The sequence below is a fragment of the Nocardioides turkmenicus genome (assembly GCF_011045035.1).
Classification (GTDB): Bacteria; Actinomycetota; Actinomycetes; order Propionibacteriales; family Nocardioidaceae; genus Nocardioides; species Nocardioides turkmenicus.
This window is the reverse complement of sequence record NZ_JAALAA010000007.1, coordinates 39,882-52,862: the sequence shown is the minus strand read 5'-3', so window position 1 is coordinate 52,862 and position 12,981 is coordinate 39,882. Positions and strand designations below refer to the sequence as shown.

General features: G+C 68.6%; 10 protein-coding genes. 4 read left to right on the top strand and 6 right to left on the bottom strand.

Annotation, left to right across the window (positions count from 1 at the left end; genetic code table 11):
• Positions 1 to 6: 6 nt before the first annotated feature.
• Genes G5C66_RS09805 through G5C66_RS09790 form a run of 4 tightly spaced genes read right to left on the bottom strand, consistent with a single transcriptional unit; the run spans position 7 to position 6,620 of the window.
• The gene (locus tag G5C66_RS09805; protein WP_241248392.1) at positions 7 to 4,770 is read right to left on the bottom strand and encodes a DUF4082 domain-containing protein; all 4,764 of its coding nucleotides are present in this window, start codon (positions 4,768 to 4,770) and stop codon (positions 7 to 9) included.
• 22 nt (positions 4,771 to 4,792) lie between these two features.
• The gene (locus tag G5C66_RS09800; RefSeq protein WP_165110773.1) at positions 4,793 to 5,638 is read right to left on the bottom strand and encodes a glycosyltransferase family 2 protein; all 846 of its coding nucleotides are present in this window, start codon (positions 5,636 to 5,638) and stop codon (positions 4,793 to 4,795) included.
• Positions 5,639 to 5,683: 45 nt separating this feature from the next.
• The gene (locus tag G5C66_RS09795) at positions 5,684 to 6,343 is read right to left on the bottom strand and encodes a serine O-acetyltransferase (RefSeq protein ID WP_241248391.1); all 660 of its coding nucleotides are present in this window, start codon (positions 6,341 to 6,343) and stop codon (positions 5,684 to 5,686) included.
• A 10-nt stretch (positions 6,344 to 6,353) separates the two neighbouring features.
• On the bottom strand, positions 6,354 to 6,620 hold the full coding sequence (locus G5C66_RS09790) for an acyl carrier protein (protein ID WP_165110772.1): 267 nt from the start codon (positions 6,618 to 6,620) through the stop codon (positions 6,354 to 6,356).
• A gap of 211 nt (positions 6,621 to 6,831) precedes the next feature.
• Here G5C66_RS09790 and asnB point away from each other — a divergent pair, with 211 nt between their 5' ends.
• From asnB to G5C66_RS09770, 4 genes are read left to right on the top strand one after another with little or no spacing between them, the layout of a single operon-like run.
• The gene (gene asnB, locus G5C66_RS09785; RefSeq protein ID WP_165110771.1) at positions 6,832 to 8,871 is read left to right on the top strand and encodes an asparagine synthase (glutamine-hydrolyzing); all 2,040 of its coding nucleotides are present in this window, start codon (positions 6,832 to 6,834) and stop codon (positions 8,869 to 8,871) included.
• Positions 8,868 to 9,896: an NAD(+) synthase gene (gene nadE, locus G5C66_RS09780; protein ID WP_241248390.1), complete on the top strand. Its 1,029-nt coding sequence runs from the start codon at positions 8,868 to 8,870 to the stop codon at positions 9,894 to 9,896. Before asnB ends, nadE begins: the two co-directional genes overlap by 4 nt.
• A gap of 15 nt (positions 9,897 to 9,911) precedes the next feature.
• Positions 9,912 to 10,553 (top strand): SRPBCC family protein, encoded by a 642-nt coding sequence (locus G5C66_RS09775; RefSeq protein ID WP_165110770.1) that lies wholly within the window; start codon positions 9,912 to 9,914, stop codon positions 10,551 to 10,553.
• A 5-nt stretch (positions 10,554 to 10,558) separates the two neighbouring features.
• The gene (locus G5C66_RS09770) at positions 10,559 to 10,894 is read left to right on the top strand and encodes an ArsR/SmtB family transcription factor (RefSeq protein WP_165110769.1); all 336 of its coding nucleotides are present in this window, start codon (positions 10,559 to 10,561) and stop codon (positions 10,892 to 10,894) included.
• A 282-nt stretch (positions 10,895 to 11,176) separates the two neighbouring features.
• On the opposite strand, the gene G5C66_RS09765 is transcribed toward G5C66_RS09770, so the two are convergent.
• Both G5C66_RS09765 and G5C66_RS25910 read right to left on the bottom strand, forming a co-directional pair.
• The gene (locus G5C66_RS09765) at positions 11,177 to 12,451 is read right to left on the bottom strand and encodes an HNH endonuclease signature motif containing protein (protein ID WP_165110768.1); all 1,275 of its coding nucleotides are present in this window, start codon (positions 12,449 to 12,451) and stop codon (positions 11,177 to 11,179) included.
• 361 nt (positions 12,452 to 12,812) lie between these two features.
• Positions 12,813 to 12,974, bottom strand: coding sequence for a hypothetical protein (locus tag G5C66_RS25910; protein ID WP_241248389.1), 162 nt, complete (start codon positions 12,972 to 12,974; stop codon positions 12,813 to 12,815).
• Positions 12,975 to 12,981 lie beyond the last annotated feature (7 nt).

The window sequence follows — 12,981 nt, the reverse complement described above, 5'->3', positions numbered from 1 at the left end:
TCCGGCCTACGGTGACGCCGGGCGGAACCGCACGTCCACGAAGTAGTTCGTGGAGTTCCAGGACCGGTTCGGGAATCCCCCTCCGATCCCGTACCGATACCGGCCGTTGGCTCCGCCCGGAGCCGTCAGCGGGCCAGCCCGCCAGTCCTGCGTGAGCGCTGCCGGCGTGGATGCATGACGGCCGTTCGGGGCGTAGTAGGACACCACGTACGTCGCCCCTGGGGTGATCGCGACCGGGGTCGGCAGCGTGGCGGTCTGCCAACCGGTCGCGGTCTCGTTGGTGAAGGTCACCCTGGCGATCCGGGTGCCTGCGGAGTTCCACAGCGATCCCGTGTGGGTGCCGGTGTTGCCGCTCCCCTTGTAGAACCGGATCGCCGTCACCGAGCCGGGTACCGAGGACTTGAACGCGGTGCCGAGCTCGATGGGCAGGATCTCGGAAGTCGAAGGGTTCTGTGGTGTCACACCGGTGAACAGCGAGACCTCCTCCGGGAGGGCCGTGGTGAACGACCACGTCTGCGTCGGCAGACTCGCCCCCTCCGTCGACACGACGCCCGAGACGGTCACCGAGACCGTCGCCGCGGACGGCAACGCCGAGGTCGGGGTGAAGCGCAGTGTGCGTCCGTCCCCGCTCAGTGCCGCCGACCCGGCCACGGCGGACCCGTTGGCCGTGACCGACATGTTCCAGCCGTTCGCGACCGCCGCCGAGAACGTGATCGACGGGTTCACCGAGGTCGCCACCCCGGTCGCACCCGGGCTCGGGTCCCGCGCGGTGACGCTCATCGTCGGGACGTACGGCTCGAAGACCACGTCGACGAAGTAGTTCGTCGCGCCCCAGGTGAACGTGGGGAAGCCGCCCGCGGCACCGTAGAGATAGCGCCCGTTGTTGGTCGCCGGCGCGGTCAGGTCACCCGAGGTCCAGGCAGTGTTGAAGAATCCACCGGTGGCCGCGTAGTGGCCCTGCGGAGCGAGGTAGGAGACGACATACGTCGCTCCTGCCGTCACCGCGACGGGCTGGTCGAGCGTCGCCTCCTGCCAGCCCGAGGCGGTCTCGCCGACGAACGTGACCGAGGCGAGACGGGTGCCGTCCGCGGACCACAGCGACCCGACATGAGTGCCGTTGTTGCCAGGCCCCTTGTAGAACCGGATGGCGGTCACCTGGCCGTTTCGCGCGGAGGTGAAGGCGGTGCCGACCTCGACCGGGGAGGCATCGCTCACCGCTTGTTGCTGCGGCACCTGATCACCGAAGAGCGTCTGGCTCGTCGCCGACTGTGCGCGTGTGCGGAACGTCCAGCTCTGCGGGCCCAGCGCCGCACCCTCGGCGGAGGTCACCCCGGTCAGGCTGACCGTGATGTCCGTATCCGACGGAAGCGGACCGGTGGGGTCGAAGGTGATCTCGTTGCGCGCCTGGTTCAGCGACGACGACCCCGCGATCGGCCCGCCCGGGCTGGAGACGTCCATCTGGTAGCCGTCCGCGATCTCAGCCGAGAAGCCGACGGTGATGTTGGTCCCCCGAGACACCGAGACGGCACCCGGCGCCGGACTCTGGGCGGTCACCTTCAGCGTCGGTGCGCCCTTCTCGAAGACCAGGTCCACCATGTAGCTCGACGCCGAGGAGTTGCCCGGGAATCCCTCGCCGTAGGCATACGCGCCTGCGGTCGAGCTGACGGAGATCGGTCCCTTGGAGAGGTCCGAGGCGGCGAACGCGTTCGGCGTCGCCGAGTAGGACCCGTTGGTGTGGTAGGAGGCGATGTAGTCCACACCCGCCTGAACCGCGACCGGCTGGGTGAAGGTGAGCGTCTGCCAGCCTGTGGTGCTCTCACCCGTGAAGGTGCCCTGGGCAAGCGCCTGACCGCTGCTCGACCACAGTGTGCCGGTGTGGGGCCCGGTGTTGTTCACGGCCTTGTAGAACTTGACCCCGGTCACGGTTCCGGTGACCGTCGGCCGGAACCGCACGCCCAAGGTGAGCGAGGCGCGTTCGGAGTCCTCCAGGATCGTCGGCACGTCCTCGTCGTTGTAGATCGAGCACGGGCACACTCCGGGTGTCGCCGGCGGTTTCGCGGTCGTGAACGACCAGGACTTCCCTCCGGTCAGGGGCGTCCCCTGGGTGTCGGTGGCCGACAGCGTCACGGTGTGCTTCACGAAGCCGGCGAGCGGGTTGGTCGGCGTGAACGTGACGGTCCTGGTGGTGGCGTCATAGCTGGTGGTTCCGGGAACCGACGCGCCCGCGGCGTCCTTGACCGCGACCTGGACCGAGGAGGCCACCACCGGCTTGGAGAAGCGAGCGCTGATCGTCGTCGAACGCGGGACCGAGGACGAGTCCGCCAACGGCCACGGGCTGATCGCGGACAGCGGTGAGTCGTCGGTGGTCGTGAAGACCACGTCGACGTAGTAGTTGGAGTTCTGGTGCGAGTTGGCCGGGAAGGTCCCGGGGTTGGCGTAGACCCCCGCGGGGGCGGCCCCGTGGCCACCGGCGATCTCGAGCGGGTACGCCTCCAACCCTTGCGCGGCGAAGGCCCACGGCTGCACCGCATAGTGGCCGTTGGGGGCGGTGTAGGAGACGATGTAGGTCGTGCCCGCGCTCAGCGGCACCGGGCTGCTGAACAGCGCCTGCTGCCAGCCGCCGGTGGTCTCGTTGCTGAAGGTGACCTGGGCCAGCCGCTCGCCGCTCGTGCTCCACAGCGAGCCCGTGTGGGTGCCGGTGTTCCCGGAGCCCTTGTAGAAGCGGACACCCGCTGCGTACCCGTCGGTGAGCGGGGTGAACCGCAGGCCGAGCTCGGCGGCGCTGGGGTCGTCGGCGGACGGCGTCGCCGGGCTGGTGACCGCGGTCCAAGTCGTCGGGATCGCGGTCTGTCCGAAGATGCTGCAGCCACAGGAGACGTTGAACGAACGCGTCGCGATTGCGCCGATGTTGGCGCTGTCGTCGACGGCACGAACCTGGACGGGTGTGTTGCCGACCCCGTGCTGGATGTACTCGACCGTCCATGCCGAGGTGCCCTTGCCGGGGTGCCAGCTGGTGCCCCCGTCGGTGGAGTACTCCACGCCGGCCACGATCCCTCCACCGGAGTCGGTGGCCGTGCCGGTCAGCGTCACCTTGGCGCCGTTGGCCTGAGCCGATCCCGCCGCGGGCGAGCTGATCGTGACGGAAGGACCTGTGGTGTCGGTCGACGCCGCGACCTGCTGCAGGCCGGCCATCAGCGTGGTCGGCTGAGCGCCCATGTCGGCGAGCAGGTTCACCTGGGCCTGTTGCATCGCCGGACTGGTCGCGTCGTCGTCGTAGGCGCTGTCATGGGTCGCATCAAGGCCCCAGGTCCACTGCACGGTGCCGGCGCCGAAGACCAGCGCCCCGCTCTTGGCCCGGTAGAGAGTGATCGAGTGGGTCGTCGTGCCGCTGCCGACGTTGCGGCCGAAGTCGGTCATGTACTGCCCGTCGACGAACGCGGTCGTCTCGGAGGCCCGGATCAGCCCGGGCGGGCGGAATCCGTTGTCCTGATCTTCGTCGGACTCATAACCCACCGTATGTGGCGCCAGCTCGGTGGTGGCTCCTGTCATCTGCCCCAGTCCGGTGTTCCGCCACAGTCGCTGCCGGCCCTGTTCGCGGGTGACGGTCAACGGCTTGTCGGTCCAGTTGGACATGAACACCGTGCCGGTCAGAGCGTTCTCCGGCAGCCCGCCGCCCTTGCTCTTCGGCGCGTAGCGCGGGTCACGCCAGGTGGAGGTGGACTCGTCGGCCGGGTCCTCTGCACCCCAGGCCTCCTTGTAGGTCACCAGGGTCCGGTACGCATTCGTCCCGGCGGCACCCACCTGAGAGGACTCGTAACGAGTACGCCAGTAGACCTCGTTGCCGCTGAGGAACTGCAGGTTCACCCCGGCGTCACGGGCAGCCTCCACGTTGGCCCGCTGGCGGCCACTCCAGTACTCGTCGTGGCCGACGGAGAGGAACGTCTTGTGGTTCTTGATCAGCTCGCCGCGACGATCGGTGTCGACACCGGACATGTAGCTCACGTCGTACCCGTTGCGCTCCAGGAACCTCACCAGCGGGTACTCGTTGGCGAAGTAGAAGTCTCGGGCCGGGCTGTGCCTGGTCACGAAGGGCCGGTTGTAGCTGAGCTTGTAGGCCCTCCCGTTCTGGCCGCCGTGGTAGAAGCTGGATCCCCCGTACAGGTTGTACGCCTGCCAGGTGGTGTCCGAGGTCTGGAAGACGACGTCGGAGTGACTGGCGTCGTCGCGGACGATGAAGGTGATGTGGCTGCCTTCGTCGGTGTCGGCGCGGTGCAGTCGCGCGACATACACGCCCGAGACGGCGTCGGCTGGCACCTGCCAGGTCGCCGAGACCGCCCAGTTGCCGCAGTCGGTCATCTCGGTGGCCGACTCACGTGTGCAGTTGGGCTGGATCTGCGGCAGCGTCGCAGACGGCGTGACCGACGCGATCCGCCGAGCCCCGTCACCTCCGTACCACCCGGTGCGGTAGATGGTGATCGTGTACGCCCTGGCGTCGGTGTCGATCTTGAAATCGATCGGGTCTCCGACGTCGACGCTGATGTCGGTCGCGAACCCCTGGATCGAGTCGTGCCCCGCACCGTCGATGTCCCAAACGCTCGGCGGCGAGCCCGGTTTGGAGTTCTCACAGGCGATCTTGTTGCCGCCGGGCCCACAGGGGTCGCCGGCAGCGTACGCGGTCGTCGTGGTGGTGGCCGTGAGGCCCGTGAGGATCAGGACGGCTCCGAGAACGGCGGCCAAGAGCCTGCGGCTCCCGGATGCGGGACGCATCATGAAGACGTGCTCCTTCTGGAAGTCAGGCTCGCGAGCTCTCGTCGCGCAGCCAGGTCGTGTAGTCACCCGCACGGACAGCTCTGCGGGCGAGCCGACGTGCGATGACGGTGATCGTCAGGAAGACCGGGACCCGGAGGCCGACCGAAGGCTGACGCAGCCCGAGCTTGATGAGATCCGAGAGTGATGTCGATGCGTGGCGGGCCGCGTGCTGGTCGGCCTGATGGTTGCCGGTTGCGACCCGGGTCCGTCGACGGATCAGGTCGGCGGCCGTGCCCGGCGGCCGCACCACCACCGACGTATGCGAGACGATCCGGCGCTCCTCCGGGGCGAATGCCTCGGAGACCATCAGATCGTCGTTCATCAGCCTCGTCTGTGCATCCACCCGTCGCTGTCCTTCCTCGGACAGGCAGAACGCACCACGGCCGAAGAGGCCGCTGCGTACGTTCGGGAGGTTCTCCCACACCCGGTAGTAGGCCCGGACCGGCCATGACGAGGAGTCCACCGGAACGTCCCGCGACGGCCCGGCGGCGTGCACCCCTGCTTCTGCCACGGCACGGACCAGGCGGAGCGCGTCGGGACCGGGGAGGCGTACGTCCGCATCCAGGTGGATCCGAGGGAAGATCGAGGTGGCCGCGTTGCCCAGCTCGACCGCGAGCGCTTTCGAGGCGGACTCGGTCTCGATGACGCGGACACCGGGGACCGACCGCGCCACCGTGGCGGTGTCGTCGGTGCAGCCGTTGCAGACCACCACCACGTCGAAGGTGCCTGTCGGGACACCGTCGAGCAGCGCGGTCAGGTTTCCACGCAGGCCAGCCGATTCGTTGTGCGCGGGCACGACGACGCTCGCTGCTGTCGGGGAACGCTCCATGCCCCGGAGCATCGCCGCCCGTCGCCGGTCCATGACCGGCCGGTCTCACTCATCACCCAATATCGGTGACGGCGGATCCCCAGCCCGCCTCGGCAGCACGAAGTTGATCATGTTGGCGTTGTCGTAGTCGCGAGCGATGACCCGGCCGGGATTGCCGCCGACGAGGCTGCGTGCCGGCACGTCCTTGGAAAGTACCGTGCCGGCGGAGATCGTGCAGCCGTCGCCGACCGTGATCGCACCCGAGATCACTGCACCGGGGCCGATCCAGACGTCGTCGCCGAGGGTGGGGACTCCATGGTCCCCCGCGGCGATCCGCTGGCCGATCGTGACGTTGTGGTGGAGCACGCAGTTTCCGCCGATCACCGCCGGTCCGATGATGATCCCTGAGCGGTGCATGACCAGCAGTCCCGGTCCGATGTCGGCGCGCCGGCCGATGTCCGCGTGGTGGATCCGCATGTTGTGCCGGTTCCAGAACCAGAAGATGCCCAGCAGGAGCACCCCCAGCAGCGGACGAGTCTCGCGAACCCGGCCCGCCCAGCGTCCGAAGCGGTAGCAGGCCACGCAGCGCAGCTCGTAGTCGGTCAGCCAGAACCGGAGCCTGGCGAGCAGCGTCGGACGTCGGGTGCCGAGATTGATCGTGTACATCTTGGCCAGGTCGACGGCGAAGTCGCCGCCTTCCCGGCCGCCGTGACCAGGTCTGACCAACAAGGCGGACCTACCCGGCAAGAGAGTCGGCCGCTGTCTTCCGGGCCACGTACGCCACCAGGTTGGCGACACCGTCGAGGTTCGCCGGCACGGTCTCGGCCTCGGTGACACTGATCTGGAACTCGACCTCGAGGAACTCGATGAGCTCCAGGATCCCGGTGGAGTCGATCACTCCGGACTCGACCAGCGAGTCCGTCGGCGCCGGCAGCCGCTCCTCGTCACCCAGCAGGAGGCTGTCGAGGATGAACGCCTCGATCGTTCTCTGTACGTCTGCCATCGTCTGTTCTCTCCTTGATCACCTACGCAGCGTCGGCTCGGCCGACCACGTCCTTGCACGCCCACTGTTCTGGCAGGTGACGTCGGGCTTCGAGGTCACACGCCTGAAACATGCCGACATTGGGTGATAAACGCCCGGACGGCGGCCCCCTGTCCCGTCGCGGCCGACAAGCCTTGGCGATCAGACGCGCGGACATCTACCGAGGAGTGCCATGTGCGGAATCTGCGGGGTCCACTCCGCGAGCGAGGCGCCTGACCCCGATCTCGTACGCCGGATGCTGGCTGCCCTGGCCCACCGCGGGCCCGATGGGAGCGGGTACTACCGTGACGAGCGGGTCGCACTGGGTCACACCCGGCTGGCGATCGTGGACACCGTCGGCGGCGTGCAGCCGATGTGCGGCGAGGACGAGCAGGTGTGGGTCACCTTCAACGGTGAGATCTTCAACCATGTCGAGCTCGCAGCCGACCTCCGGGCGCGTGGGCACCGCTTCCGCACCCGCAACGACACCGAGGTGATCGTGCACGCCTGGGAGGAGTGGGGACCGGGCTGCTTCGACCGGTTCAACGGCCAGTGGGCGCTGGCGGTCTGGGACCGGCGGAGCGGCGATCTGGTGCTGTCCCGCGACCGGTTCGGCGTGCGCCCCCTCTACTACACCCACTCCGGCGGCCGGTTGTTGTTCGCCTCGGAGGTGAAAGCGCTCTTCACCGACCCGGACGTGCCGCGCGAGCTCGACCCTGCCGGGATCGACCAGGTGCTGACGCTGTGGTCCGCGGTCGCGCCGCAGACGGTGTTCCGCGGGATCCAGCAGGTGCCTCCCGGCAGCTACCTGACCTTCCGGGACGGTGTCGCGACCGGTTGCACCCGCTACTGGGCGCCGACCTTTCCGGCCCGCGGAAGCGAGCCGCGCACAGACCTGACCGCCAACGCCGATGCGCTGCGAGAGCGGCTGGTGACGGCCACCCGGCTACGTTTCGAGCGCAGCGACGTGCCGGTTGCGGCGTACCTATCCGGCGGGATCGACTCGGCGGTCACCGCAGGTGCGATCGCAGGGTTCACGGATGTGCCGCTGCACACCTTCTCACTGCGTTTCGCCGACGACGAGTTCGACGAGGGCAGCTATCAGACGCTGATGGCCAAGCAGCTCGGCACGGTGCACCAGGACGTCGTGGTACGCGAGCGTGACATCGCGGATGTCTTCCCGGACGTCGTGCGCCACGCCGAGAGCCCGCTGCTGCGTACCGGCCCGGCACCGATGTTCCTGCTCTCCCGGCTGGTGCGCGAGTCAGGGTTCAAGGTGGTGGTCACCGGCGAGGGCAGCGACGAGGTGCTCGGGGGCTACGACATCTTCCGCGAGGGGCGGATCCGGGAGCTGTGGACCCATGACCCGGCGGCCGCGGAAGCGGCCGTGGAGCAGCTCTACCCATGGATGAAACGCTCCCCCCACCAGGCCCCCGCCTTCGCCAAGAGCTTCTTCGGCCGCAACATCGTCGCCGGCGACCCAGCGATCTCGCATCGGCCCCGCTGGGATACGACGGCCGTGCTCCGTTCGATGCTGACCGCCGAGATACGTGAGGCCTGCGACCGGAGCCCGGCGGACGAGGTCGTCGCCGCGATGCCCGCGGAGGAAGCAGGCTGGGACCCGCTGTCGCGAGCCCAGTGGCTGGAGATGACGACCCTGCTGCCCGGCTACATCCTGGCCTCGCAGGGCGACCGGATGCTCATGGGCAACTCCATCGAGGGCCGGTTCCCGTTCCTGGACCCGAACATCGCCGAGCTGGCCGCCGCCGTTCCCGCGGACCACAAGATCCACGGCATGGACGAGAAACACCTGCTCAAGCGGGCCTTCGCCGACCTCGTCCCCGAGGAGATCCTGCGCCGTCCCAAGCAGCCCTACCGGGCGCCGGACGCGGCGGCGTTCTTCGCCGGCGGCACCCCGGACTGGGTCTTCGACGTCACCTCGGTCTCCGCTCTGGAGGCCGCCCGGGTCTTCCGGCCGGAGCTCGTCCAGCGGCTGCTGGAGAAGGCCCGGCGCACCCAGGGCCGCGGCCTCGGCAACACCGACAACATGCGCCTGGTGGCCGTCCTGTCCACCCAGCTGCTGCACAGCGAGCTGCTCACCGGCTCGGCTGACCGGACGGCTGCGCCGCCGGAACCACTCACCGTCTTCGACCCCAACCTCGAACGCACCAGCCTCGAACGCACCAGCCTCGAACGCACCAGCCTCGAGATCACCGGAAGGACCCCAGCATGACGAGGACCATCATGACCACGACCCCTCCTGCCGCGGCAGCGTCGTACGGATTGGAGACGCTCCGCTTCGACGAGGAGGCGGAGGCGATCCGGATCGGCGACACGATCCGCCGCTATCTGGTGGCCAACAAGCGCAAGGGCATCGTGGTCGGGGTCTCCGGCGGGATCGACTCCAGCGTGGTCGCCGCGCTCGCGGTCAAGGCGCTCGGCCGGGACCGGGTCTTCGCCCTGCACATGCCCGAGCAGGAGTCGTCGGAGGACACGATCGGCTTCAGCACGAAGCTGACCGACTCCCTCGGGATCGACTCGGTGCTCGAGGACATCTCCCCAGTCCTGGTCGGTCTCGGCGCCTACCAGCGGCGAGACGACGCGATCCGGCGGGTCGTCCCTGCGTACGGCCCGGGGTGGAAGTCGAAGATCGTACTGCCCAGCGTGGTCGACTCCGACGCGTTCCGGCTCTTCTCCGTGGTGGTCGAGGACCCGAACGGCACCCAGAGCACCCACCGCCTCACGACCGAGGCATACCTGGAGATCGTGGCGGCGACGAACTTCAAGCAGCGGGCCCGCAAGGCGCTGGAGTACTTCCACGCCGACCGGCTCAACTACGCCGTCGCCGGCACCCCGAACCGGCTCGAGTACGACCAGGGCTTCTTCGTGAAGCTCGGCGACGGCGCCGCCGACCTGAAGCCGATCGCGCACCTCTACAAGTCGCAGGTCTACGCGATGGCCGCCCACCTCGGCGTGCCCGAGGAGATCCAGGCGCGCCCCTCCACCACCGACACCTACTCGCTGGAGCAGTCGCAGGAGGAGTTCTACTTCTCGCTGCCCTACCAGCGGATGGACCTGTGCCTCTACGGCCTCAACAACGGCGTCCCGACCGCCGCGGTCGCCGAGGCCACCGGGCTCACCGTCGAGCAGGTCGAGCGCGTCTACCGCGACATCGAGCAGAAGCGGCGTACGACCGCCTACTTCCACGCCGCTCCCGTGCTCGTCGACGAGGTGCCGTTGAATATCAAGAGATCTTAATATAACGTCGCAGGCATGAGCACACCACCCTTCATCCCTGCCGACCACCTCGGCGCCGTCAACCGCGCGCTGACCACCACGACCCGCGGCGGCGAGGAGCTGCGCGTGCTCGTCGTGGAGCGCAGCTACGACGCCGACCCCGACGAGGTCTGGGACGCCCTGACCACCAAGGAGCGCATCCCGCGCTGGCTGATGCCGGTCACCGGCGACTTCGAGGTCGGCGGCCGCTACCAGCTCGAGGGCAACGCCGGCGGCGAGATCCTCGCCTGCGACCGCCCGAAGCTGCTCTCGATCACCTGGGACTACGGCGACATGAAGTCGTGGGTCGACGCGACCCTGACCGCCGCCGGCGGCCGTACGCTGCTCCGCCTCGAGCACTCCGCCCCCGTCCCGCCGGAGCAGTGGAAGGAGTTCGGCCCCAGCGCCGTCGGCATCGGCTGGGAGCAGATGCTGCTCGGCCTCGCCCTCCACCTCTCCGCGCCCGAGGCCGAGAAGATGGACCCGATGTCCCCCGAGGCGCTGCCCGCGATGATCGAGCACACCCAGGGCTCCGCCGCCGCCTGGGTCGAGGCCGACATCGCCTTCGGCACCGACCCCGACCAGGCCCGCGCCGCCGGCGAGCGCTGCGTCGCCGCCTACACGGCGATGCCGGAGTAGCCGGCTTGCACGCCTTCGACGTCCTCGGCGACCCCGTACGCCGCCGCATCCTCGAGCTCCTGTCCGCCGGCGACCTCACCTCCGGCGAGGTCGTCGAGACCATCTCCGCCGAGTTCGGCATCCGCCAGCCCGCGGTCTCCATGCAGCTCAAGGTCCTGCGCGAGCACGGCTTCGCCAACGTACGCCCCGACGGCACCCGCCGCATCTACTCCCTCGACACCGGTCCCCTGGTCGAGGTCGACGCCTGGCTCAACCAGTTCCGCCGCTTCTGGACCCAGCACCTCGACGCGCTCGACATGGAGATCCGGCGGGGGCGTCGAAAGGGTTCTACGGGGGACTGAAGCCGCTTTGGGCTGGTGGCCGCCGAGAAATTTGGCTGGCTATCGGGTCGGCGGCGGGGTTTGGCGCAGCGAGATTCAGGTTGGGTACGGGCTTGGGATCCGGGCCAGTGACCAGGGTCCGTGACGCTCGTGGCCGCAGGGCAGGAGTTCCGCACTCGCCGGAAGATTTCCCCACGCACGCGGAGCTTCCCCACGATCCGGAGCGCGGGGAACCTTCACCGCAGTGGGGAAGTGTCCCGGCCAGCGGGGAAGCGGCGAGTGTGAATCGAAAGAGGTGGCCGGTCAGGGGCGGCGGGTGAACCTGATGGTGCCATCCGGTAGTCGTTCATGGACGTACGCCGGGTGGTGCGCCAGGCGGTGATGATGGGGACACAACAATGCCCCGTCTTTGAGGTTGGTCTTGCCGCCGGCAGCCCAGGGGTTGAGGTGGTGGGAGTCGCACCACTCCGGTGGCATGTCGCAGCCTTCGGCCTGGCAGCACTTGGCCTGTAGCCGGAGTGCTTTGCGTTGGATGGGTTGGAAGAGCCTGCTGGCTCGGCCGGCGTCGAGGACTTCGCTGTCGCCACCGAGGACCCAGGGGATGATGGTCGCGTTGCACGCCATCCGCCGCGCCTCCGCAGCGGAGATCGTGGTGCCGTTGGTCTCGTCATAGCCCAGGGTCGCGGCACCGAGGTCATTGCGGAGCTCCTCGAGGCTGATCACGACGTTGATGGTGGTCGCATCCCCACCGTGACGGGGCAGGGATGCAGGGTCGATGGTCTCCACGAGCCGGGCGAAGCCTTGGCCCATCAGCCGTTCCCACGGCGGCAGCGGGGCTCCCTTGTCGGCGAGCTGTTGTTTGCGGGGTTGGGCGTAGGCCTCGACCAGCCGCTTGAACCGCATCCCCACAGAGGTCGGGAGGACCCCGTCGAACCCGATGGTGCCGTCATGGTTGTCCCACACGCGCAACGCGGTCTTCTGCTGGGCGCGTTCTTCCTCAGCGAGGAGTGCTTTGGCTTCGGCGTCCTCGAACCGGGCGGGGTCGATCTCGCGCAGGATCTGCTTGCCGATGATGCGGAGTTCGTTGGCGGTCAACTGGGTGGCGTAGTCGATCAGGAGCTTCTCAGCCAGCACCAGGTCCTCGGCGCTGGCGACCGGATCGTTGTCGATCTTGTCGAGGGCCGTGGTGATCACCCGGGCCTTGTCCAAGGAGACCACACCGTCGGCCAGGCCAGCGGCCACGAGGTCGTACTTCGCGACCCCAGCAGCCAGCTTGACCTGGGCACGGGCCACCGCCTTGTCGACCAGCAGCTCGGTCCGCAGCCACCCCGAGGCGTCCTTGGCCCCGGTCTCCTCGGCGATATCACCGGCCAACGCGAGCACTCGGAGCTTCAACGCGGCCTGTTGGGCCTGCAGCTTCTCGAGCCGTTCGAGGAGGTCTTTCTTCTGCCCGGTCCGCCAATAGGCGGGGTCGGTGGCGAGCAGGTCTTGGACGGAGGATTCGATGGCCGTCAGGGCAGCGTCGATCGAGTCGCTGGGGTTGGTTCCCCAGTGGTCGATCCCGCTCCCGAGACTCATCGCTCTCCCGCCTTCAAGGGGTGTGCTGTGATGGTCCTTATTCTACTCCGGAACCACCTCCGGGAGAACCTATTTTCCCAGGTCAACTCCTACTTTCGCGGTCAGCGAACGACCCTCTTCTGCTGCGTCACACCCGGGCCGCCGCCCCGATAGCCAGCCAAATCTTTTCTCGCCGGACCCCGGTGTCAAGGACCGCGAAGCGGCCGGCGAAGCCGGCGGCCGAAGGCCGTCCTTTACTCCGGGGGCCGGCGAGAACACCCTCAAGGAAAGGGTCGGCGGCCCACCCCAACCCCGAAGGAACAGTCCGCGACAGACAACCGAGACGAAGAGATCACTCGATCCACCCCACCGCCGGGCATGCTCACCTCGCATCCGGGGCTCCGTCGGCGACGGCGGTGGCGATGGCCATCCGGGGCCCGGGCACGGTCGCGACACGCACCGCGGTGACGCCGGCGAGAGCCGCGAGCTCGGCCGCCGGGCCCGCGAGGCTGACCGACAGAGATCCGGGAGCGTCCTCGAGCACGGTGATC